General features: G+C 54.9%; 26 protein-coding genes. 2 read left to right on the top strand and 24 right to left on the bottom strand.

Going from position 1 to position 21,355, the window contains the following annotated elements:
• Positions 1–2: 2 nt before the first annotated feature.
• The 9 genes from OCY70_RS14435 to OCY70_RS14395 all read right to left on the bottom strand — a co-directional run bounded on the left by OCY70_RS14435 (position 3) and on the right by OCY70_RS14395 (position 4,560).
• Complete coding sequence (locus tag OCY70_RS14435; protein WP_261944913.1) at positions 3–326, bottom strand: hypothetical protein; 324 nt, start codon at positions 324–326, stop codon at positions 3–5.
• Positions 323–1,126 (bottom strand): PD-(D/E)XK nuclease-like domain-containing protein, encoded by an 804-nt coding sequence (locus OCY70_RS14430; RefSeq protein WP_283776700.1) that lies wholly within the window; start codon positions 1,124–1,126, stop codon positions 323–325. The genes OCY70_RS14435 and OCY70_RS14430 overlap by 4 nt, the downstream gene beginning before the upstream one ends.
• Positions 1,104–2,012 carry a hypothetical protein gene (locus OCY70_RS14425; protein WP_213426305.1) on the bottom strand — a complete coding sequence of 303 codons (909 nt, stop codon included), beginning with the start codon at positions 2,010–2,012 and terminating at the stop codon, positions 1,104–1,106. Before OCY70_RS14425 ends, OCY70_RS14430 begins: the two co-directional genes overlap by 23 nt.
• Before the next feature lie 45 nt (positions 2,013–2,057).
• A complete protein-coding gene (locus OCY70_RS14420) occupies positions 2,058–2,252 on the bottom strand; it encodes a hypothetical protein (protein ID WP_213426304.1) in 195 nt (64 codons plus the stop codon).
• 144 nt (positions 2,253–2,396) lie between these two features.
• On the bottom strand, positions 2,397–2,561 hold the full coding sequence (locus OCY70_RS14415) for a hypothetical protein (RefSeq protein ID WP_213426303.1): 165 nt from the start codon (positions 2,559–2,561) through the stop codon (positions 2,397–2,399).
• A gap of 453 nt (positions 2,562–3,014) precedes the next feature.
• Positions 3,015–3,227, bottom strand: a complete 213-nt coding sequence (locus tag OCY70_RS14410; RefSeq protein WP_213426302.1) for a hypothetical protein — start codon at positions 3,225–3,227, stop codon at positions 3,015–3,017.
• Between the two features lie 4 nt (positions 3,228–3,231).
• Positions 3,232–3,579: a hypothetical protein gene (locus OCY70_RS14405; RefSeq protein ID WP_261944912.1), complete on the bottom strand. Its 348-nt coding sequence runs from the start codon at positions 3,577–3,579 to the stop codon at positions 3,232–3,234.
• Positions 3,576–4,325 (bottom strand): phage antirepressor KilAC domain-containing protein, encoded by a 750-nt coding sequence (locus OCY70_RS14400; RefSeq protein WP_213426300.1) that lies wholly within the window; start codon positions 4,323–4,325, stop codon positions 3,576–3,578. Before OCY70_RS14400 ends, OCY70_RS14405 begins: the two co-directional genes overlap by 4 nt.
• Positions 4,326–4,425: 100 nt before the next feature.
• Positions 4,426–4,560, bottom strand: a complete 135-nt coding sequence (locus OCY70_RS14395; protein ID WP_261944911.1) for a hypothetical protein — start codon at positions 4,558–4,560, stop codon at positions 4,426–4,428.
• Positions 4,561–5,006: 446 nt separating this feature from the next.
• On the opposite strand from OCY70_RS14395, the gene OCY70_RS14390 reads away from it, so the two are divergent.
• Complete coding sequence (locus OCY70_RS14390) at positions 5,007–5,741, top strand: LexA family transcriptional regulator (RefSeq protein WP_213426299.1); 735 nt, start codon at positions 5,007–5,009, stop codon at positions 5,739–5,741.
• 34 nt (positions 5,742–5,775) lie between these two features.
• The gene (locus tag OCY70_RS14385; protein ID WP_213426298.1) at positions 5,776–7,257 is read left to right on the top strand and encodes a recombinase family protein; all 1,482 of its coding nucleotides are present in this window, start codon (positions 5,776–5,778) and stop codon (positions 7,255–7,257) included.
• 204 nt (positions 7,258–7,461) lie between these two features.
• On the opposite strand, the gene OCY70_RS14380 is transcribed toward OCY70_RS14385, so the two are convergent.
• The 15 genes from OCY70_RS14380 to OCY70_RS14310 all read right to left on the bottom strand — a co-directional run bounded on the left by OCY70_RS14380 (position 7,462) and on the right by OCY70_RS14310 (position 21,318).
• Positions 7,462–7,626: a hypothetical protein gene (locus OCY70_RS14380; RefSeq protein ID WP_213426297.1), complete on the bottom strand. Its 165-nt coding sequence runs from the start codon at positions 7,624–7,626 to the stop codon at positions 7,462–7,464.
• On the bottom strand, positions 7,623–8,192 hold the full coding sequence (locus OCY70_RS14375; protein WP_213426296.1) for a hypothetical protein: 570 nt from the start codon (positions 8,190–8,192) through the stop codon (positions 7,623–7,625). The genes OCY70_RS14380 and OCY70_RS14375 overlap by 4 nt, the downstream gene beginning before the upstream one ends.
• A 154-nt stretch (positions 8,193–8,346) precedes the next feature.
• Positions 8,347–9,441 carry a prephenate dehydrogenase gene (locus OCY70_RS14370; RefSeq protein ID WP_213426295.1) on the bottom strand — a complete coding sequence of 365 codons (1,095 nt, stop codon included), beginning with the start codon at positions 9,439–9,441 and terminating at the stop codon, positions 8,347–8,349.
• On the bottom strand, positions 9,438–10,535 hold the full coding sequence (gene hisC / locus OCY70_RS14365) for a histidinol-phosphate transaminase (RefSeq protein ID WP_213426294.1): 1,098 nt from the start codon (positions 10,533–10,535) through the stop codon (positions 9,438–9,440). The genes OCY70_RS14370 and hisC overlap by 4 nt, the downstream gene beginning before the upstream one ends.
• A 42-nt stretch (positions 10,536–10,577) precedes the next feature.
• A complete protein-coding gene (gene trpA / locus OCY70_RS14360) occupies positions 10,578–11,408 on the bottom strand; it encodes a tryptophan synthase subunit alpha (protein ID WP_213426293.1) in 831 nt (276 codons plus the stop codon).
• Positions 11,405–12,628, bottom strand: coding sequence for a tryptophan synthase subunit beta (gene trpB, locus OCY70_RS14355; protein WP_213426292.1), 1,224 nt, complete (start codon positions 12,626–12,628; stop codon positions 11,405–11,407). Before trpB ends, trpA begins: the two co-directional genes overlap by 4 nt.
• Positions 12,585–13,355: a phosphoribosylanthranilate isomerase gene (locus tag OCY70_RS14350; protein ID WP_213426291.1), complete on the bottom strand. Its 771-nt coding sequence runs from the start codon at positions 13,353–13,355 to the stop codon at positions 12,585–12,587. The genes trpB and OCY70_RS14350 overlap by 44 nt, the downstream gene beginning before the upstream one ends.
• A gap of 19 nt (positions 13,356–13,374) precedes the next feature.
• A complete protein-coding gene (gene trpC, locus OCY70_RS14345; protein ID WP_213426290.1) occupies positions 13,375–14,178 on the bottom strand; it encodes an indole-3-glycerol phosphate synthase TrpC in 804 nt (267 codons plus the stop codon).
• The gene (trpD, locus tag OCY70_RS14340) at positions 14,168–15,223 is read right to left on the bottom strand and encodes an anthranilate phosphoribosyltransferase (RefSeq protein ID WP_213426289.1); all 1,056 of its coding nucleotides are present in this window, start codon (positions 15,221–15,223) and stop codon (positions 14,168–14,170) included. The genes trpC and trpD overlap by 11 nt, the downstream gene beginning before the upstream one ends.
• Positions 15,220–16,869, bottom strand: a complete 1,650-nt coding sequence (trpE, locus tag OCY70_RS14335) for an anthranilate synthase component I (protein WP_213426288.1) — start codon at positions 16,867–16,869, stop codon at positions 15,220–15,222. Before trpE ends, trpD begins: the two co-directional genes overlap by 4 nt.
• A gap of 408 nt (positions 16,870–17,277) precedes the next feature.
• Positions 17,278–17,646 (bottom strand): chorismate mutase, encoded by a 369-nt coding sequence (gene aroH, locus OCY70_RS14330; protein ID WP_213426287.1) that lies wholly within the window; start codon positions 17,644–17,646, stop codon positions 17,278–17,280.
• 2 nt (positions 17,647–17,648) lie between these two features.
• Positions 17,649–18,770, bottom strand: a complete 1,122-nt coding sequence (gene aroB, locus OCY70_RS14325; protein WP_213426286.1) for a 3-dehydroquinate synthase — start codon at positions 18,768–18,770, stop codon at positions 17,649–17,651.
• Between the two features lie 11 nt (positions 18,771–18,781).
• Entirely contained in the window at positions 18,782–19,951 is a 1,170-nt protein-coding gene (gene aroC / locus OCY70_RS14320; protein WP_261944910.1) for a chorismate synthase, read from the bottom strand.
• A gap of 212 nt (positions 19,952–20,163) precedes the next feature.
• Complete coding sequence (locus OCY70_RS14315; protein ID WP_213426284.1) at positions 20,164–20,349, bottom strand: molecular chaperone; 186 nt, start codon at positions 20,347–20,349, stop codon at positions 20,164–20,166.
• Between the two features lie 87 nt (positions 20,350–20,436).
• Positions 20,437–21,318, bottom strand: coding sequence for a CheR family methyltransferase (locus OCY70_RS14310; protein WP_213426315.1), 882 nt, complete (start codon positions 21,316–21,318; stop codon positions 20,437–20,439).
• Between the last annotated feature and the right edge of the window lie 37 nt (positions 21,319–21,355).

Raw genomic sequence — 21,355 nt, 5'->3', positions numbered from 1 at the left:
TTTCACCTTCTCCCTAATACCGTATTGATTATGTGCGCTACCAATCGTCTGAACCGTATGCCTTCTTGTGTGCCGTCCAGCCACCGGTGACAGTCTGTGCAAAGATGCAGCAGATCCGTAACCTTGGTTTTCCAATCAAGCTGTTTCCGTCCGGTCAGGTGCGCCCTCTCTGTTGCCCATGCCTTCTCACAAATTTCACATATGCCCTTGCTCCGTTCCTTTAGTTCCGCATCCACAGACGGGCTTATATCGCCCATCTGCTTCTGCGTTAGTTTCATGCGCTTGCTCTTCCCCGGCTTCGGCACCGGATTGAATGATAGTGTCATCTCGCAATCAACTCCGAATAGTGGATGATCCGGTTCAACACCTTCGTTCCCCGACAATACCTGCAGCGCTCACAACGTTCTGGTTCTTCTTGGCCGGACTTTACCGTTAGGATCCGCGGCATGTACCTTTCAACCTCATCCAACGCCCGCTGTATATCATAGGCGTTAATACTGATCGCCGCCTTGTCCGGTGGGTCCTCTTTAGACACGGCCACGATGTACGGTTCTATCCAGCCGTCCCGCCCGAGTTTTCGCCGCTCTATCTCTGCGTACAAAGCCATCTGCGTCACATAACCCTGCGCCTCGACAAATGATACATAGCCGTTCTCTGGGTCCCACGTCTCCTTGCTGATGTTTTGTACTGTCTTGATGTCGCTAAAGCGCAGTCGGTCGGGAGCATAGTTGTCCATTTTGATTTTCCACCATGTTCCAGTGAACTCTGCCGACATAATTACTTCCTTCTGACCTTGAAGCAGGAACATGCATAAAGGATCGTTCTCAAGTGCCGATATCATGGCCTCAGCGTCCCGGTACTGACATTTCAATTTCCCCTTAGTCGGACCCTTACTAGATATCAGTTCTGGAGTAGCAACCTTAAATGACTCAAATGCCTCTGCCCCCTCGAAATAGGCATGCACATATGAGCCTAATAGGAGGGCGTCAGAAGGAGGCTCCTGCCAACCTCCCAACTTCGCCATTGCCATTGCTTCACATGCCCGGAAGTCCTTATACTGACTATTGCTCATATACTCCCAATTCGCTTCTGCCGAATAATAGTTACTGCTGTTCAGCTGCAGCATCGGCTTCGCCTCCAGCCTTATCCTTCTTGACCTTCTTATCTGCCTTCGCTTCCTGCTGCTTCAGGAACTCTTCCTCGGCCTTTGTAGGCTGCGCAATTGGCTTGATAGTGAAATAGTCCTCTCGCTTCGCCATACCGTCTCTGAGAGCCTTCCAGACGTTGCCCAGACGTAGATAGTCATTCTCGGTGAATGCTTCTTGATCGCAGCCGATATATTCCTCAAGCATTTCCTTCGAAACGCCATACTTCTCCTGAAATTGCTGAAAGGCTTTCCTTATCCGATCCGGCAGCGGCTCCTTGTAGCCATTAATAAGCGTTTGTTTGCACTGTTCTAACGCGGCGTCAACAATGTCTCCGGGTATGACGCCAAGGATACAGGCCCGCATCCGTCGCGCCCCAAGGTTAGCAACCAATTCGTAAATGTCGCGAGGATCATCCAGTTTATTGATACTTCCTTTGGCCTTCCTCTCATGCCGTGCTGTAAATGTCATCTGCCGGCGAGTGTTCGTCTCGATGTCCCATGCGTAGGCCATCACCTTGGATTCTCCCGGGCGCTGCTCCAACTCAATCAAGCCGTAGTCAATGTTGCCCCAGTTCTGTGCTAACACCTCGGCGAGCCGGATTGATGGCCCACTGACCTTACTGCCTCCGCGTGGGAACTCATATTCAGCCTCTTCGGCCAGCTTCTTGCGCTGGCATGCCGTCATAATTCGGTTATAAGCAAACTGTTGATCCCGTGGGAACTGCTTCGCCATGAAGATCGCGGCCTTAACCTCCTCAGTCTGTCGTGTGGTCGCCAACTGAGCCGTTACTGACGGCAGCGGCGGCGCCTCGGTCGGCATCATATAATTGGAATAGTCCATTTGCTGATTATCATCGAAACTCATATGTTGCACCCTCCCAAATTTGTGATATAATGCACGTAACTGTTTTTATTGATGACTGGAATGGTTCGCGGCCCCCACCGCGGCCATTTCGCTTTCAACTTCCTGCAGCAGTGTGATCACGTCTGACAACTCATGATTCATAAACCAAGACAATTCGTCTAAGGCGGACCATACTGCAACTCCGTTGGTACTATCCTGCAATTTCTCCAACTTCCCGATTGCTTCCCGTAGTTGCTCCATACTTGAGCCCCCAATCCACTGGTTTAAACACGCTTACTTCCTTGCCTGAACAATCGATTGCTTCAAGCAAACAATCCAAGCAATGCGGTTCCCGGTGCTTGTACACCAGATATTCAGCCGGCCGCCCGCATCCGCATGTAGGCCTCATGATGCTAACCCACCATCGAACCCATATTTCCGCCCAATCGCCACCATTTGAGCCTTCATCTCCGCCCTAGCCGCTTCGTCAGGCTCGTCTAAATACCGATCGTAGAGCGGCATGTATTCCTCGATTGCTTGTTCAATCCGCGCTTCCAGTTGCTGCGTCATGCCTCCTCTACCTCCTCTCGTAATGCTTCGTACCAAGTTTGCGCCCCGCCTACAGTTCCGAAGACGAGATACCGCGTAAGCTGGCACGTATTCCGGTCCGCATCACACGCCGTTGCGATCCATTGGCTCTCATCTGTTTTCACTTGTCATCACCCTCCATTAGCCTTGCGGCCTCCAGGATTTCGATCCATTTATCCCCGCGCTTGACATACAATTTGTTTCCTTCACGCTTTCCACCCTTGAACATGTTCGAACCCCTTTCCTTATTTTGGCTGTAACCTTCCTTCATCTCCCATTACAATAGAGTTGTCCAGACACCATTGAAGGGAGGTGATACTATGCCTAACAAGAAGCAAACATCGAAAAAAGTAGCTTCTACTGCCTCCAAAATCTTACGCGACAATAGATATAGCGCAGCTTCAAAGAAAGTCGCGGGGAGTGCTCTATCTCAGACTAAAAAGAAGTAACTACAAGGCCTTTACCTGTACACTGTACATCAGGCTCTAAAGAGACGATCATGGCAGCATTGATGTAAATTCTTGTCTTGCCGAATGAAAGTTCAACCATAGAATCCATCTCCTTCGGCAGGACACCTTTTCTAACTTCCTTTATTTCAACACCCTCGTATACATCGCCACTCACCAAAACGATAATTTTGGCTTTCAATTGTTCATTCTCCTTTCTTAATTTGATATCGCCAAGCGTTCGTTAATAGGGTTTCGCCAGTCAAACGATTAACAATTTTGTATGCTGCCTTGCTTTTTGTGGTGGCATAGAATCGGATTAGATCAGTAATGGAATCACATAATGCTGCAGGATGTTCACCTATGAATAGTTGGAATATACCAAGTGTCAGGACTTGAGAGGGCGGTACATCTGTGGTGACCTCTTTCAAATATCCCTCAACGGCCTCTTGAATCTTGGCAGTCCCGTCAATGTGGTCTATTTGGCCTTTCTCAATGTCAATACAGATATCCATGATTTCATTCCAGATGACTGGGTTTAAATCGACCTTCATGCGCTTTCCTCCTTCAAACGCTTAATAATATAGACTTGTCCTTTAGGCGTAACCCGCGGCGTCCGATATGTTTCGGCGCCTGAGCTTCTTTGGTAAACGCCCTGCACTACTTCAAACCATCCTGCATCAATTGCTCGCTGCATTGGTTCATTGGAGCCGTGCATGATTAGCCCCCACTCCCGGAGTTTTGCGAATAACCGATTCTGACCAATGTTGATCCCGTTCTTGCTCGCCAGCTTGGCCATCTCCCGCACCCGAATGCTGTTTTTGCTGCTCATGCAGGTTTCTGCAAACTGTACAAGTGGCTGCTGCTGCTTTACTTGACTTTCTGCTGCAAGTCTCGCCTGTTGCTCTTCCTTCAGCCGTGTTGCTAGGTCAATCAGGAAGTCGGGGCTTGTGAGCGCCTTTTCTAACGTTTGATCCGTCATATAGGCTCCATGCTTACGGATGCTCGGCAGTACCTCGTGAGTCACCCACCGCTTAAATTGTCGTGCTTCCGGCTTCCGACTCTTCATAATGGCGCTGTACAATCCCGATTCATTAATAATTCCGAATGATTGGGGTCCGCCAGGGGTGACCATATTGTGGGCATCCTTTTCATCCTCATCTAATAGCCGAATAACTCGATATGCACTATCGAATCCCAAAACCTCTGCAACATCTTTAGCAACCCACCAAGGATGACCGTCTTTCGTGACTACCCGAATTTCATTTCCGATGAAGTTGAATACTTGTAATTGGTTCATGCTGATTTCGTCTCCTTTTCATTTTTGTTCTTGGACTCCGCTCGCTTAACAATTGCTTTGGATAATAGGGCCAGAAACTGATATTCATAAGGTTCTCGCGTTACCCGACGTTCCATAGTACACCGCCTAAAAATGTTATAAGTTCTTCTTCGAGCGTATTGATTGCGGTATCTATGGTTTCTGGAGTGACGTTATTAGCGAGCATGTCCTGTTCGATCTCGTCTATGGTTCTCATAATTAGTCCTCCCCTCATAATCCTGCAGCCAAAGCCTCGAGCACTTCGCCCGGAATGATTTCCTTATACTTTGCGACGGCTAGCCGCTGGTACAATGTTGAGCCCGGCGCTAGGACTTCCGCTAGCGCTTTGTTGAGTTCGTCAGATGCTGGCGACATTGCGCCTGTACATAGTTTACTTAGGTATGATCGTGAGATCTTAACTCCTTTTCTGCGACACTTTTCTACTATTTGTGTGTATGTCATGTTGCTAGCAATTACCGCATCGCTCAATACATTTGCGTATTTCAAGTTCTCACCTCCCGTTTATCGTTTACTGAAACGATCTGTTAACTAGATAGTAGAACAACACTTCGTTTCAGTCAATACTTAACAACAAAATAGTGTTGACTTTTTACTGAAACATCTATATTATGGGTTTAGCCGTTAATGGAGGAGGTGAAGAACTTGAACTACCATGAGTTGCTACGTAAGTACATTGCTGACTCTGGATATACACTTGGCGAGATCGCGGAAAAGTTAAAAGGCTATGACTATAATGTTACAAAGAGTTACATTAGCCAGTTGCAAAATGGGAAAACGCCAAATCCAGCAACAGACGAATTAAATAGAGCACTTGCGGAAATCACAGGAGGTGATATCGAAAAGCTTTTGCTCGCCGCAGTGATTGAGCGAGCACCAGAAGAGATAAAAGAAAAATTTAAAAAACTTGAAAAATTGAAATCACTAAAATGCGAATACCTTGATGCGATCGTAGCTAAAGAGACTGGAGCAAAGTATGGAGCTGGGATTGATGAACAGTTCATCTCCGTGCCAATTCTCGGAGCCATTGCAGCAGGGCAACCTATAGATCGGATTGAATATCGGGATGGTGTGGTATTTGTAGAGAAGTCGGTTACGCGTGGTCGAAAAGCATTTGCTTTACGTGTAAATGGAGATTCAATGATAGGCGATCACATCAGCGATGGTGACGTAGTAATCTGTGTAGCGCAAGAAGAGGTATCACCATCTGATATTGCGGTCGTTGCAGTTGATAACGACAATGCAACTCTCAAACGCGTGAAGTGCCAACATGAAATGTGCATGCTCATGCCATCTAACCCTGTAATGCAGCCTATCCTGGTGCCTTCCGCTCAAGTGACGGTGCTAGGAAAGGTCGTAGAAGTTAGACGCACCATTTAGGCACATATATAGTGTGGCCAGAAAGGAGTTGTCTATGGTAGCACTACGAAAGGTAAAGCCGAAAGAATTAGCTATAGGTTATATACGACAATCGGACGAAAGAGAAGATAAAGAAGATATCTCTGAGCAAACACAACTAACAAAGATCAAACAGTATTGTGAATACAACGATCTGGAACTCGTGGCAGTATTCAAGGATATTGACTATTCCGGTTATCGGATCAGTTATACTAAACGCCCTGGTCTAATGGAAGCACTGCGATATCTGTACTCCCATAAACAAGTAAAAAAACTTGTTTGCTATAACTTGTCGCGTCTTACCCGTCGGAAAAAGGATTTCTCATTGATCCATGACTCCCTGGAATCCCTGCATGTCGATATTTGTTCTGCTTTAGAACAATTGGACTTTGGGACTCCCAACGGAAGGTTGTTCGCAGGCATACTAGCTGATTTCAATGAATACTTTTCCGACAACCTCTCTGATGTAACACGGGCAAATAAGCAGACCAATGCTGAAAAAGGGAGATGGAATGGCGGCCCTTTCCCATTTGGGATCGTCAGATATAAAGATGGTTCCAAGGAAGATGAAAATGGTATTTATATAAAAACAATGTTCAAGATGGCTAAAGCAGGGAATGGGCCGTTTGTAATTTCCGGGTGGGCCATAGAAAACAATATCCCATCCGAAACAGGAGTGCCTTGGACAGCTCGCCGAGTCCGCTATGTCTTAAGTAACCCAACGTATGCAAGAATGCAAAAATGGGACGGGAAATTATATCCCTTGTCTGAAAAGTATGCTCAGTTAGTAACATGGGAAGATTTTATTTACATTCAAAGCACACTTTTTGGAGAGGAAAAGGCCTGGAAAGGGAACATTAATAGACAAATGCTCACAACAGTTATGCGTTGTCCAGTATGTAATCGTAAAATGTTTTCACGCGCTACTGGTTTTGGCAACAACAGAAGATATGTATGTGTAGGTAAAAATGAACCGGGCGGCTGCCGAAGTGCAAGCTTTGATTTACACACTTTGAACACAGCCGTGATAAACCTAATTGCTGAGATTAGCTTAAAAAGATATTCAAAAACCGAAATATTAGAAGGCACCAATGACGATTCGACTGCTTCTTCCTTACAAAACATCCGCCATGAACTCGAAAGGCTGGAGCAAGCAAAACACAAAGTATTTGATGATTATTACGTCAATGGGGTACTAACCGAACAAGACTTCGAGAGAGCCATGCAGCGGTTCGAAAGAAGACAAGCAGAATTACAAAAACAACTCGAAAAACTCCCAATGCCCACAAAGAAATTTGGTGACTTCGATGATATCCTTAGCGAACTTGGAGCGGCGATCTTAGATCTAGAAGACGATGACAAGCGGAGAATCGTCGAACTCATTGTCGAAGAGATCGTCCCCGATTTAACGACCTCTATAAAATTTAGATGGGGTGAAACTTTTGAAATCAAATCCACGTCTCAAAAAAATAAAGGCAGTGGGATATACTATTTCTGAGTTTTACCCAAAAAAAAGAGCCGCCAGCTACGGGCGGCGGTGTCCAATTTAGGACACACAGTATATGGATAGGAGTGGAGAGAAACCATACTGTGCCTTTATTATAATGTATCCGTTTTCATTCCGTCAATAGGTTTTATAAAATTATTTACTTCATTTCACAGATTTTTCCGTAGCACCGCAAATCAGGGCTTTTACCCATAATTATTTGTTCCGCCCCTTCTCAAATGCAAACTGCTCCAACCGCCGAATATATTCGGGAATCCGCTCCTTCACAGCCGCCCGATCACCGACCCGCAGCCGGATTCCCTCACTCCATTCCTCGTTCAACAGGCCCGCATGATGACAGGCCAGATCAAGCACCATCAAAAATTCCTCAACCTTGACGGAATATTCAACGCTCTCGTCTTCTTCGGCATAGCCGGCAAGAAAGCCGTCGGCGAATCCGTTAAGCTGGGCCCTGTAGATGCCGAACTTGTGCTTCGCATAACGGGGAGAGCTGTCGTACGATGGATCTTCTTGAAGCGGAATGCCGGCTTGAAGGAGCCGAACTGCTCCAGGTACTCATTCGTTTCTTCCTGCCGATAGGCCTGCAGATCCCCTTGGATTTCTCCGGCGAGACCTTCCTCCTGCCAACCGAGGAATCCAAAACCGCGCAGCGGCGCCTCCGCTCTGCTCATAGCTGACATAAATTGTCCGCACTGCCGCCCGAGCCCGGCCGCATCCGCTCGGGCCGTCTCTTGCAGAGACAGCGTCGACCCGCAATACGACTCAATCGTAAGGTAAGCTCCGGCTCCATGATAGGCGAAAAATTCGGGACAGATTCCCGGCATCACCTGATTCGCTTGTTGATAATAAAGTCCCCGGGACGCGTATTCCCCCAGCATCTCCCGCTCGTTATATACAAATGGCGCACCGTAAATTTCCTGTCTCAAGCCCCAGAGATTGCCAGACGGCGGCAATCGATCTCTGATTAGACCGCAAAAGCAAACAGGCCGGTCAAGAAGATTCCTCGACTGGCCCGTTTCACCTGTTTCTGCTGCAAGCTATCCTGCCGACCATGAGAAGAATGCGCTGCCGGGACGACCTTTACACATAGATCTGATACCCGCTCCCGGTGAGCAGCTCATTGGCCCGATCCGCATCCTCCTGCTGCCGGAAGGACAGGCGCAGGACGCCCGGCACGTCTTCCCGGCTCTCAATAATTTGAAGATTGCTCAAATTAATATGATGCTTGCCGAGCTCGGTTGCGATTTTTCCGATAATGCCCGGCGTGTCCGGGACATCCATATACAGATCGTGGAGCCCGAGCAGCACGCCTTTGCGCCGCTCCGGCATCCGGCCGCGGAACTCGCCCGCCTTCGCGAATTGGCGCATAATCCCTTCGCCGTCCCGCTGCTGCAATAGATTGATGAATTGCTCCGTGTTCGCTTTCCAGTCCTGAAGCATTTGGAGAAGGATATCCCGATTATTTAACAAAATATCCCGCCAAATCACCGGATCGCTCGAAGCAATGCGCGTAATATCGCGGAATCCGCCAGCGGCCAGCACCTCGTGGAGACTGTTGTCCTCATTGTATTGTTGCACTTGATTGACCAATGCGACGGCGACGATATGCGGCAGATGGCTGATGGCGCCCACGACCGCATCATGCTCCTCCGGATTCATGCGGATAATATGGGCTTTCGTGCAGCGAAGCAAGGAGACGAGCCTGCTGTACGCATCCTCATCGACATCCTTATCCGGAGTCAAGACATAATAAGCGTTCTCGAACAGCAGCGTCGAAGCCGCCTCCACGCCGGAACGCTCCGATCCGGCCATCGGATGGCCGCCGATAAAATGCACTCCGCTCCATGCCAGCTCGCGGGCGCAGCGGGCAACCGACGCCTTCGTGCTCCCGACATCGGTTACGATGCAGCCTGGCTTCACATCCAACTGATGCAGGCTTCGGAGCATTGATTCCAACATCCCTACCGGAGAGCAGACAAAAATATAATCCGCATCCCGCACCGCATCCTGCAGCGAGGTCGTGGCTTCATCGACGACCCCGCGCTTGACATACTTTTCGGTTGAAGAAGGATTCGGCGAGTATCCGACAACATGAATCCCGGGGTTATTCTTGAAGCACAGGGCGAGCGAACCGCCAATCAGTCCTACGCCCAATATCGCGATTCTCGTGTTCATATGCCCACCTTGAGTTCAGCCAATGCCGCTTCCAATGCTTCAATCATCGCTTCGTTCTGTTCGCGGGAGCCAATCGTGATGCGGATATGTGTCGGATACTTTTTATGGCCTGCCCGCGTAATAATTCCTCTGCGCATGAGCGCCTCGAACACCTGCTGCGCCGGATGGCCGACGTCAACCATAATGAAATTGCCATGGGCCGGAAAGCTGGACAATTGCAGTCTTGCGAATTGTTCCTGCACATAGCGGATCCCTTCCGCGTTCAGACGGCGGCACTCCTCGATGAATGACTGATCCTGAACGGCAGCAAGGGCGGCCGCTTGGGCGAAGCGCGACGTGTTGAACGGTTCGCGCACCTGATTGATCAGGCGAATGACGTCCGGATGCCCGATGCCATATCCGATCCGGAGCGAGGCCAAGCCATAGATTTTGGAGAAGGTCCGCAGCGCGATCAAGTTTTTATAATGAGGCAAATAGTCGAGACCGTCCGGGTAGGACTCGTCTGTCACATACTCGCAGTAGGCTTCGTCCAGCACGACGAGCACCCGCTCCGGGACGCGCTCCATGAACCGCGCCAATTCGGCGCGGCCGATAATCGTCCCCGTCGGATTGTTCGGATTGCAGATCCAGATCAGCTTCGTCCGCTCCGTGACGGCGGCGAGCATCGCGTCCAGATCATGCGTCCCTTCCTTCAACGGAACCTCGACCGTGACCGCGCCTTCGATATCCCCGTTATGCTTATATTGCGGGAAGGTCTGGTCGGCGGTAATCTGCTCGTCGCCCGCCACCAAGAACGCCCGGCACAGCATCAGAATCACTTCGTCGGAGCCGGCGCCGAACACGATTTGATTCGTGTCGACATTGAACTTCTCGGCTACCGCGGCCGTCAGCGCCACGGCAGCCCCGTCCGGATAGATGCTGGCATTTTCGATTTCCTGTCTCATCGCTTCCTTGGCCTGAGGAGAGCATCCGAACGGATTCTCGTTGGACGCCAGCTTAATGATGCGGTCCAAGCCCAGTTCCCGCTTCACCTCATCGACCGATTTCCCCGGCTGATAGACAGGGAGATGTACAATACTGCTCTTCGGTTGCATCCGGTTACCACCTTTCCTTACATGGGAAGTCGCTGCAAAGCGTTAATTTCTTAATTGTCGCACAAAATCGCAAATTTGCAAGATCCCATCTTCAAAAGTGGCCTCATCGGACAACAATGGTTGAGCTTCTTCTATTTTCCTCACGATGGCGCTGCCGACAATAACCCCGTCGCAATACGCCGAAAATTGCTTCACGTGAGTTGGCGTCGAGATGCCGAACCCGACGCAGACAGGGAGTGGGGTCGTTGCCTTCACCTGCCGGATGAACCGCTCAACCTCTTGATCGAAGCTGTCTCTTACCCCGGTCACGCCCAACGAGGATACGCAGTATATGAAGCCCCGGCCTTGCGCCGTGATGCGGCTGATCCGCTCCTCCGAGGTCGGCGCGACGAGCGGAACGAGGTGAATGCCGCAAGCATCCGCCGCCGTCCGCACCGGCCCGCTCTCTTCGTACGGCAGATCGGGGATGATGGCCCCGCTGAAGCCGGTTTCCGCCGCGGTCCGGAAGAAGCGTTCGATTCCGTACTGCATGACCGGATTATAATAGGTGAACAGAACATAAGGGATGCTCGCTCCTTGTTCCCGGGCCTGTCTCGCTACCCGGAAGCTGTCCTCCAAGGTTACGCCGCCCCGCAGCGCCCGTTCCGCCGCCCGCTGAATGACGGGCCCGTCCGCCAGCGGGTCGGAGTACGGCACGCCCAGCTCAATCACGTCCGCGCCCGTTTCCTCCAAGCGGAGCAGCAGCTTCAAGGTCGTCCCGCAATCCGGATCGCCCAATGTAATGAACGGCATCAACGCAGCCTTTCCTTCCGCGCGGCAGCGCGCGAACATATCATCCAGCCGGTTCGTTGTCTGTGCAGCCATGTCACTCATCCTTCCTCTTCCCCCAGCGTCTCCATAATCTGATTCACGTCTTTGTCTCCGCGACCCGACAGGCAGATGACCAGAATCGAGTCCGGAGACATCGACGGCGCTTCCTTGATCGCCTGCGCTACGGCATGTGCCGATTCCAGCGCCGGAATAATTCCTTCGGTCCGGCTCAGCAATTGAAGCGCGTCCAGCGCCTCTGCATCCGTGATCGGCGCGTACTTCGCCCGCTTGCTGTCCTTCAGGTACGCGTGCTCCGGGCCGACGCCCGGATAATCCAATCCGGCCGATATCGAGTGCGCCGGCTGCACCTGGCCGAAGTCATCCTGGAGCACGTAGCTGAGCGAGCCCTGGAACACTCCGCGGGACCCCTTCGTCATCGTGGCGGCGTGGAATGGCGTGTCGATTCCTTTGCCGGCGGCTTCAACGCCGAGCAGCGCCACCGACTCATCCTGAAGGAACGGGTAGAACATGCCCATCGAATTGCTGCCCCCGCCGACGGCGGCGATAACGAGATCGGGAAGGCGGCCTTCCTTCTCCAATATCTGCTTGCGGGTCTCGTCCCCGATAATGCGTTGGAAGTCCCGCACCATCATCGGATAAGGATGCGGCCCGGTCACCGACCCGAGAATGTAGAAGGTGTCATCGACATGGCTGACCCAGTAGCGCAGCGTCTCGTTGCAGGCATCCTTCAGCGTGCGGGTTCCCGACAGGACGGGAACGACCTCCGCCCCGAGGAGCTGCATGCGGAATACGTTCAGCCGCTGACGCTTCATATCCTCTTCGCCCATGAACACCTTGCACTCCATGCCGAGCAGAGCCGCCACGGTCGCCGTCGCCACGCCATGCTGCCCCGCTCCCGTCTCGGCGATAACCTTTTTCTTGCCCATCCGCTTGGCGAGGAGCGCCTGACCGATCGTGTTGTTGATTTTGTGAGCGCCGGTATGATTGAGGTCTTCCCGTTTCAGATAAATTTTGGCTCCGCCCAGCGTCTCGCTCAACCGCCCCGCATAATAGAGCGAAGTCGGTCGGCCGGAATATTCCCGCAGAAGCTTGATCAGCTCCGCCTGGAACTCCGAATCCTTCGTAAATTTATGATAAGCTTCTTCCAGCTCAAGAAGCGCGTTCATCAACGTCTCCGGCACGTATCTCCCGCCGAAGTCGCCGAAGCGGCCGTGAACGTCAGGCAGCGCCGCCGCCGTTCCCTTCGTCTGTGTCTGTTCCATATGCTCTCACCCTTTCGATAAATGCGGATACTTTACGAATATCTTTTATCCCTTCGGTCTCGACCCCGCTCGATACATCCACGCCATCGATGCGGCCGCCCGCAAGCAGCGTTCCGACATTGTCCGGATTCAGCCCGCCCGCCGCATACAGGAGGAGGCCAAGCTCTCCCGCAAGCGAACGATAGTGCGGAATCACGGTCCAATCGAAAGTGCGGCCAGAGCCGCCCCCCTGCGACGGATCATGCGTATCCAGCAGAATGGCGTCAATGCAATGCCGCATGCGGCGCAGCATCGCTTCCGCCGCAGCCATGCGGCTCCCGCCCGGCTCCGCGCGGGCAATCGGCACTGTCAGCCAGACCTGCACCTCATGCCGGCGCTTCAGCCACGCCGGAAGATCCGGATCATGGTCGGCGATCAATTGCACCGCGTCGAGGCGAACCTCCGTCAGCACCGCGTCCACCTCCTCCCGCCGCGGGCGGGCGAACACCCCGACCGTGAGCGGAAGCTTCGCGCCCTCTTCCTCCAGGCGGGCCAACCAGCCGCGCGCATCGGCAGGCGAGACGCGCCGCCGGCTGGGCGCGAACACGAACCCGATGCAGTCCGGCCCGGCCCCAACGATCTCCCGGGCCGTCTCCAATCCGGTCACCCCGCATATTTTCACGCTCGTCGCCTGTTCATGGCCGCCTCCGGCCCGCTCCTGCCTCGCATCCTCCGTCACTTCCGTCATCACACTCACACTCCTTCCGTCATACCGCGACCCGCGGCAGGCCGCTCATCAATTGTTGTACGGCCGCTTCCACGTCCGGCTGCCGCATCAGATGCTCGCCGACGAGCGCGGCGTCGATTCCCGTCTCCGCCAGCCGCTTCATATGCTCCGGCTTATGAATTCCGCTCTCGCTGACCAGCGTCCGATCGGCTGGAACGAGCGCACGCAGCCGTTCGGTCTGCTCCAGATCCGTAACGAAGGTATGCAAATTCCGGTTGTTAATTCCGATGAGCGGCGCATCGTCGAGCGCCAGCACCCGCTTCAGCTCCTCCTCATCATGAACTTCAATCAGCGTCTCCATCCCGAGATCAAGCGCGCATCGGTTCAGCCGCGCCAGCTCGCCGTCGTTCAATATCGCCGCGATGAGCAGCACGGCATCGGCGCCGATGAGACGGGCTTCCAGCAGCTGCAGCTCATCGATGATGAATTCCTTGCGCAGCACCGGCAGCTCCGTCCGGCTGCGCACCTCGCGCAAAATATCATTGCCGCCTTGAAAATAATCGCGATCCGTCAGCACCGACAGCGCGTCGGCCCCGGCGGCTTCATAGCCGCGGGCGATGGCCGCCGGATCGAAGTTTTGGCGGATCAGCCCTTTGGAAGGGGATGCCTTCTTCACTTCCGCAATCAAGCCGACGGAACGCCGTTTCCCGGCCGTCAGCGCGTATATGAGCGAGCGGCATTGCGGCAGCTCCGCAATCGTGCGCTCCGCCTCCCGGCGGTTCAGCGCCGCAGCCAGCTCCGCTACCTCTTGACGCTTCGTCTGTACAATCCGATCAAGAAACATGACTCCATCCCCCTGTCGCTTCTCTCCATTGCTCCAGCTTGCGGAGCGTCTGTCCGCTGTCAATCGCGGCGGCCGCGATGCGGACGCCTTCGGCGATGCTCTCCGCCTGCCCGGCCACGTAGATGCAGGCGCCGGCATTCGCGAGCACGATGTCGCGGTGCGGTCCCTGCTCCCCGTGCAGGATGCGGCGGATAATGGCGGCGTTCGTCGCGGCATCGCCGCCCAGCACGCTGGCCAGCGGCTGCGTCCGCAGCCCGAGCTGCTCCGGCGTAATATCATACGTTCTCAGCTCGCCGTCCTTCAGCTCGCTAATCCGGGTCGGAGCGGACAGGCTGATCTCGTCGAGGCCGTCTTCGCTCGCGACGACGAGCGCCCGCTTCAAGCCCAGCTCGCGAAGCACCGCCGCGATCGTCTCGGTGCGGCTGCGGTCATAGATGCCCAGCACCTGGCGATCCGCTCCCGCCGGATTGGTCAGCGGGCCGAGCATATTGAACACCGTGCGCACGCCCAGCTCCCGGCGCGGCGCCGCGGCATGCTTCATCGCGGGGTGGAACACCTGCGCGAACAGGAAGCAGATGCCGACGCGCTCCAGGCATTCCGCGGCCTGGTCGCTCGTCAGATGGATATTGATGCCGAGCGCTTCAAGCACGTCGGCGCTGCCCGAGCGGCTGGAGGCGGAGCGGTTGCCGTGCTTCGCGACCCGCACGGAAGCGGAAGCCGCGATAATCGCCGATACCGTAGAAATGTTCAGCTTGTGGATGCCGGAACCGCCGGTCCCGCATGTATCAAGCAGCCGATCCTGCGCGGTGATGACGTGGCGGGCACGGCTGCGCATCGCCTCGGCGAAGCCGACAATTTCGTCCACCGTCTCACCCTTCAGACGCAAGCAGGCCAGCAAAGCGCCGATCTGGGCGGCAGAGGCATGGCCGTCCATCACGTCGGACATGACCTCCCGCGCTTCTTCGCGGCTCAGATGACCGCCGGCCAGCACATGGGCCAGCGCTTGCTTCGTCAAGACGCTGTCTGGAACCGTGTGAGTACTCATTGCGATACGCTCCTTTCTGCCATAAGCTTCTTGCCCGGTTGGACAGCCGCGTAATAGTCCCAATTGACCGGGAGCGCGGCCCGCTCCGCAGCCTGGACGGAAGGACGGCCGTCCTTCGGCGCTCCCATGGATGCAGCCGATTCCCTGCATTCGAACATCTCCTCGGCCGTCTGAATGGCGAGCAGCAGCGCCTTCGCCTTGTTGACCGTCTCCTCGTATTCCTTCTCGGGAACCGAGTCCCATACAATGCCGGCGCCGGCTTGAACATAGGCCGTGCCGCCCTTGAAAATAATCGTCCGAATCGTAATGCAGGTGTCCATATTGCCGTTGAAGCCCAAATAACCGATGGCGCCGGCGTAGGCTCCGCGCGCTTCCTGCTCCAGCTCCGCGATAATCTCCATCGCCCGCAGCTTCGGCGCGCCGGAGACCGTCCCGGCCGGGAGACATGACAGAAAGGCGTCGAAGAAATCGTTATCCCGGCGCAGCGTGCCGGAGACGTTCGATACAATGTGCATCACATGCGAGTAGCGCTCAATGCCCATATACGTGTCGCAGCGGACCGTGCCGAATTCGCAGACCCGGCCGAGATCGTTGCGCCCGAGGTCGACCAGCATCACATGCTCGGCCCGCTCCTTCTCATCCTCCAGCAGCTCTTCCTCCAGCGCCAGATCCTCTTCTTCCGTCCGTCCGCGCGGGCGGGTGCCGGCAATCGGCCGCGTCTCCACCCGCTCGCCATTGACCCGGACAAGCGCCTCGGGCGAGGTGCCGACGAGCGTTTCGTCGTCCATTTTCAGAATGTACATGTACGGGGAAGGATTCGTCATCCGCAGCACCCGGTACACATCAAGCGGATCGACCGTCGTCTGCCGCTCGAACCGCTGCGAGAGGACGACCTGGAAGATGTCGCCGCCGCGAATGTATTCCTTCGCCCGCTCCACCTTCTCCATAAAAGACGCCCGCGTCTCATTCGAACGGTACGGCTTCAGCTCGGAGGCGGTTCCTCCCGGGAGGAAGCGGCCGCTCTGCAGTTCGGTGGCCGGAGCGGCCAGCAGCTTCTCCTGCAGCCGTCTCAGCTTCTCCTTCGCCTGTGCGTACTGCGCCCGGATATGCTCCTCTGTATCGTCCCGCTCCAGATGCAGATTGACGATGAACTGCATCTGCTGCTTGACGTGATCGAAGACGATCAGCTGATCGCAGAACATGAATTGAATATCATTCATCATCAGGTCGTCCCGCCGATGGCGCGGAAGACGCTCATACTGCTGCACCAGATCATAGCCGAAAAATCCGATTGCCCCGCCCGTTAGCGGCGGCATGCCCGCCAGGGTCGGACTTTCATACTTGCGCAGCAGCTTCTTCACGGCGGTTAGCGGACGCTCTTGAATCTCGGCGACGGCGTCCCGCTCGGTAATGCGCAGCGTGCCGTTCTTGCCCTGCAAGATCAGAAAGGGATCTGTGCCGATAAAGGAGTAGCGCGCCCATTGGACTCCGCCCTCCACGCTTTCCAGCAAAAAAGCATAAGGCTCATGCTTCAGCCTTTGAAACAATCGTATCGGGGTCTCTGTATCTGCCGTAATGGTCTCGGAGACCGGAATAACCGGATAAGTGCGGGATAATCGCAATACTTCATCCACATGAGGATGCATGACATCCACTCCTTTCGAATTCGGGTGATTCGGATGGAAGCAAGAAACAAAAAACCTCTACCGCAAGGTAGAGGTTCGTTGATTCGATCATGATATTGTGGATGATCAAGCTCAGGGTATAACAAAGAATGGATCGCCAAAGAAAGATCGGCTTCGCCAAATAATCCCCGGTTGTTACCCAGAAAAAGAAGGAGGGCACTGCACCCCTGGCGATAGCTGTCGCTTGTAAAAACGTATCCATGCTCTCAGCTCGACTCAACTCAATCTCATCTCAACTAACTCTACTCAACTATGCTTCTTCACATCATACCCGCAAATGAACGATGCGTCAACACCCGAACGGAAGCAGACGGCATCTCCGTTACTTCCTTCCGTGCTGGAACGCTTATACCCGGGGACGCTTCTCCGCTATGAAGTAGCCAAGTCCGGGCGCAGCTGGGAAGCGTCGTTCAAGTACACGTGGCGCATTTCCCGCTGCGATTTATTTGTATTGACGGTCACCATCAAACGGATGCACAGCGGCAGGCTGCCCGCGACGGGCACCTCCACGGCGCACATTAACGGCACCCACTCCCAGCCCGGCATCGCGCGAATGGCCTGCGCCGGGAAGGAAGCGTTCAGATCCTGGGTCATCGTAATCCAGATGCTGACGATGTCCTCCGGAACGATCTGATTCTCTGCCACGATATGTTCAAGCAAGACGGTCGTCTCGCGCCGTATTTCATCCGCATCATTGCGCTGGACGGTGGTCGCTCCGCGTATTCCCCTTGCATGCATGCTTACTTCGTCTCCCCTTTCAACTCTTCGATGATGTTCCCCACCAGTTCCACCGGCACATCGCGCCGGATCTCCACCTTGCCGATAGCTGTCGGGAGCACAAATACCGTCCGGCCCTCCTTGAACTTCTTGTCATGCATCATCGCATCCAGAATCGCCTCGGTCGAATAGCCGGCCGGAATCGATACCGGCAGGCCGAACTGGCGCATCAACGCTTCCGTCCGCGCTGCGACATCCGCTGCCGCTCCGAGCCGCTCCGCCAGACGGGCCGAGCCGACCATTCCGATCGCGATCGCTTCGCCATGCAGCAGCTCGCCATAGCCGGCCACCGCCTCCAGGGCATGGCCGATCGTATGGCCCAGATTCAGAATCGCCCGCAGTCCGTTCTCGCGCTCGTCCTGGGATACGACGGCAGTCTTGACGGCGCAACCCTGCGCCAAGCCATAGGCCAACGCTTCCTCATCCTTGGCCAGCAGCTTCCCGGCATTCGCCTCGCACCAAGCGACGAAGCCGGCGTCCCAGATCAAGCCGTGCTTCACCATCTCCGCCAGACCGGAACGGACATCCCGATCAGGCAGCGATTGCAGGGTCGCCGTATCATAGAGCACGAACTCCGGTTGATGGAAGGCGCCGATGATGTTTTTGGCCAACGGATGATTCACCGCCACCTTGCCGCCGACGCTGCTGTCATGCGCCAGAATCGTGGTCGGCACCTGAATGAAGCGGACGCCGCGCATATACGAGGCCGCCACGAAGCCGGCCAGATCGCCGACGACGCCGCCGCCCAGCGCCACGACCGTGGACATGCGGTCGCAACCCGCTTCCAGCGCGGCGCGGACGCAGTCCTCGAACACGGCCAGCGATTTGGACTGCTCCCCTGGCGGCACGGTAAGCGACGCGGTACGGTAACCGGCCGCGTGCAGCGCTTGCTCGGCCCGGTTCAAATAACGCCGGCCCACATGCTCATCGGTGATGACGAGAATCGGGCTTCCCGCAGGGATGCCCGCCTGCCGGCTCGCCTCGCCAAGCCGGTCCAGCAGCCCGCTCCCGATCCAGATCGGGTAAGAGCGTTCGCCAAGATCGACTCTCAGCTCTACGGCTTGCATCGCTTCCTTGTTCTCCATGACGCTCCCTCCTAGTACCGGGCCACTTGCTGCAAGTATTGCTCGTAGTTGGCGCGAATCTCCTCCATCGAATCTCCGCCGAATTTCTCCAGGAACGCCTTCGCGACCTCCCAAGCGACGACATGCTCCAAGACGACGCTGGCCGCAGGCACGGCGCATGCGTCGGAACGCTCGACTTGGGCCGTGAAGGCTTCCTTCGTGTCGATATCCACGCTGCGCATCGGCTTATACAGCGTCGGAATCGGCTTCATCACGCCGCGAACGACGATCGGCATCCCGTTCGTCATGCCGCCCTCGAAGCCGCCGAGGCGGTTGAAAGCGCGCGTATAGCCTTTCTCTTCGTCATAGAGGATCTCGTCGTGCACCTGCGACCCGCGCAGGCGTCCGGCTTCGAAGCCGATGCCGATCTCGACGCCTTTGAACGCGTTGATGGACATGACCGCCTGCGCGATGCGGCCGTCCAGCTTGCGATCATACTGTACATGGCTTCCCAACCCGACAGGAACGCCTTCGACGATGCACTCCACGATGCCGCCGATCGAGTCGCCCTCTGCCTTGATTTTATCGATGTAGTCCTCTATCGCCTTCTCGGTTGCCGGATCAACGACCCGAACCGAAGACTGCTCGGTCCGTTCGATCATCTCATCCAGCGGGAGAGAATGCGGCGGCGCTTCAATCTCCCCGATGCGGATAACTTGTCCGCCGATCTTGATGCCGAACGCTTCCAGCAGTTGGCGGGCGACGGCGCCCACCGCGACGCGGGCCGCGGTCTCGCGCGCGCTGGAGCGCTCCAGCACGTTGCGCAGATCGGTCAATTGATACTTCAAGCCCCCGTTCAGATCCGCATGTCCCGGACGGGGACGATGGACCCGGCGCTTTTCTTCGTCGGAGCCTTCGATCGGCTCCACGTTCATAATATTCCGCCAATGCTTCCAATCCTTATTCTCGACTACTAACGCGATAGGAGCTCCGGTCGTATAACCATGACGCACCCCGCCGACGATCGCGGCCGTATCCGTCTCAATCTGCATCCGCCGTCCGCGGCCATACCCTTTTTGGCGGCGTTGAAGCTGAAAGTTCAACTGTTCAAAGTCAATCGCCAGGTTGCTGGGCATCCCTTCAACGATGGCGGTCAATTGCGGTCCGTGGGTCTCTCCTGCTGTCAAATAACGTAGACTCACCGTTGCTCCCCCTTTAAGCTGTATTGCTGTAAATGGCTAAAATCCTTAACTCTTTTGCTCATTATAGTATAGGAGGCAACGTTTGACAAGAAAACAAAAACACGCTCCGAAGGCGTAATGCCGCCAAGAGCGTGTCATGAACTGTGCGCATAGGTATCGCTCGCCGCCATCCGGCAGCGGATGCCAAGAACCGGAACAGACCTTCGGCTCCGCTATCTCCATACGGAGGCCCGTTTCGAGGCCGACCGCAAAGGCGCGGGAGCCGTTCCCGCCCGTTCCTCCTCCGCCAACAGAGGGAGCCAGTTTTTCAATGTCACTTCCACCCCTATAATTTGGGCGCATTCGTGGATCGTTAATTCTCCTCGCCGGTAAGCCGCGATGACCGTCCTCTTGTCCATATCGTGCTCGTCCCTCCGTCCTCGTAGTCATCCTGGAGGATGCTCGTTCCGTCTACGTAAGTCTAGTATCGGAAGAAGGGATACGGATTATACGCTAGATGCCATTTTCCGGTAAAAGAACGTCTCCATCGTCTCCAGTCCGTATTGGCCCGGATTGAAAATCTGTTCCGTGCTTCCCACAAATAGCACCCCGCCCGGTTTTAGCGCATCGGCGAATTTGCGGTACAATTGGAATTTGGCTTCCTCCGTGAAATAAATCATGACATTGCGGCAAATGATCAGGTCATGCGAGGTGTCGAACGCGTCCTCCAGCAGATTCTGCTTGCGGAACCGAATCGCGTTCTTCAACGACTCGACAACCCGGTACCCTTCCGGCGTCTGTTGAAAATATTTCTGCCGGCACACATCCGGCACATCCTTGAGCGAGCGCTCCACGTAGCACGCTTCCTTCGCCTTCATCAAGACGTTCTCGTCAATATCGGTAGCGGTAATCTGAGAGCGCTGCAGCAGGCCCGACTCATTTAATATCATGGCCAGCGTGTACGGTTCCTCTCCGGTGGAACAGGCCGCGCTCCAGCAGCGCAGCTGCTTCGTATTGGCCGCCAACGCCGGCAGCACGCTGTCTCTCAGCGTGACCCACCGGTTCGGATTGCGCCAGAATTCGGAGACATTAATCGTCATCCGGTCCAGAAATTCATCCAGCAAGCCCGGGTTCTGCCGGATCGCTTCGACAAAACTGCGGAAGGTCGTGTACCCGTTCTTCATGCGCAGCGTCGTCAACCGCCGCTTCATTTGCGCTTCCTTGTACTGCAGCAGATCAATGCCTGTCAGGCGCTTGATCTCCGTCACGAAATGCCGGTAATCCTCATCCTCATGTCCCGCAGCTCCGGAAGAGGCTCCGCTTTCGGCTGTCGCTTGACCGAAAGGATAGGACGATAGGGCAGGCTGCCGCTTCGATTCATGCATCATCATTCACTCTCCACCACTTCATCATGGGAGCCGTTCT

The sequence above is a fragment of the Paenibacillus melissococcoides genome, assembly GCA_944800085.1.
Taxonomy (GTDB): Bacteria; Bacillota; Bacilli; order Paenibacillales; family Paenibacillaceae; genus Paenibacillus_B; species Paenibacillus_B melissococcoides.
The sequence above is the reverse complement of the archived record's forward strand: the minus strand, read 5'-3'. Positions and strand labels throughout refer to the sequence as shown.

Excerpts from the sequence above, each read along its gene's own strand:
- OCY70_RS14435 (WP_261944913.1), bottom strand. The coding sequence starts at position 326 with ATGACACTATCATTCAATCCGGTGCCGAAGCCGGGGAAGAGCAAGCGC.
- OCY70_RS14430 (WP_283776700.1), bottom strand. The coding sequence starts at position 1,126 with ATGCTGCAGCTGAACAGCAGTAACTATTATTCGGCAGAAGCGAATTGG.
- OCY70_RS14425 (WP_213426305.1), bottom strand. The coding sequence starts at position 2,012 with ATGAGTTTCGATGATAATCAGCAAATGGACTATTCCAATTATATGATG.
- OCY70_RS14420 (WP_213426304.1), bottom strand. The coding sequence starts at position 2,252 with ATGGAGCAACTACGGGAAGCAATCGGGAAGTTGGAGAAATTGCAGGAT.
- OCY70_RS14415 (WP_213426303.1), bottom strand. The coding sequence starts at position 2,561 with ATGACGCAGCAACTGGAAGCGCGGATTGAACAAGCAATCGAGGAATAC.
- OCY70_RS14405 (WP_261944912.1), bottom strand. The coding sequence starts at position 3,579 with ATGAAGGTCGATTTAAACCCAGTCATCTGGAATGAAATCATGGATATC.
- OCY70_RS14400 (WP_213426300.1), bottom strand. The coding sequence starts at position 4,325 with ATGAACCAATTACAAGTATTCAACTTCATCGGAAATGAAATTCGGGTA.
- OCY70_RS14395 (WP_261944911.1), bottom strand. The coding sequence starts at position 4,560 with ATGAGAACCATAGACGAGATCGAACAGGACATGCTCGCTAATAACGTC.
- OCY70_RS14385 (WP_213426298.1), top strand. The coding sequence starts at position 5,776 with ATGGTAGCACTACGAAAGGTAAAGCCGAAAGAATTAGCTATAGGTTAT.
- OCY70_RS14370 (WP_213426295.1), bottom strand. The coding sequence starts at position 9,441 with ATGAACACGAGAATCGCGATATTGGGCGTAGGACTGATTGGCGGTTCG.
- hisC (WP_213426294.1), bottom strand. The coding sequence starts at position 10,535 with ATGCAACCGAAGAGCAGTATTGTACATCTCCCTGTCTATCAGCCGGGG.
- trpA (WP_213426293.1), bottom strand. The coding sequence starts at position 11,408 with ATGAGTGACATGGCTGCACAGACAACGAACCGGCTGGATGATATGTTC.
- trpB (WP_213426292.1), bottom strand. The coding sequence starts at position 12,628 with ATGGAACAGACACAGACGAAGGGAACGGCGGCGGCGCTGCCTGACGTT.
- OCY70_RS14350 (WP_213426291.1), bottom strand. The coding sequence starts at position 13,355 with ATGACGGAAGTGACGGAGGATGCGAGGCAGGAGCGGGCCGGAGGCGGC.
- trpC (WP_213426290.1), bottom strand. The coding sequence starts at position 14,178 with ATGTTTCTTGATCGGATTGTACAGACGAAGCGTCAAGAGGTAGCGGAG.
- trpD (WP_213426289.1), bottom strand. The coding sequence starts at position 15,223 with ATGAGTACTCACACGGTTCCAGACAGCGTCTTGACGAAGCAAGCGCTG.
- trpE (WP_213426288.1), bottom strand. The coding sequence starts at position 16,869 with ATGCATCCTCATGTGGATGAAGTATTGCGATTATCCCGCACTTATCCG.
- aroH (WP_213426287.1), bottom strand. The coding sequence starts at position 17,646 with ATGCATGCAAGGGGAATACGCGGAGCGACCACCGTCCAGCGCAATGAT.
- aroB (WP_213426286.1), bottom strand. The coding sequence starts at position 18,770 with ATGGAGAACAAGGAAGCGATGCAAGCCGTAGAGCTGAGAGTCGATCTT.
- OCY70_RS14315 (WP_213426284.1), bottom strand. The coding sequence starts at position 20,349 with ATGGACAAGAGGACGGTCATCGCGGCTTACCGGCGAGGAGAATTAACG.
- OCY70_RS14310 (WP_213426315.1), bottom strand. The coding sequence starts at position 21,318 with ATGATGCATGAATCGAAGCGGCAGCCTGCCCTATCGTCCTATCCTTTC.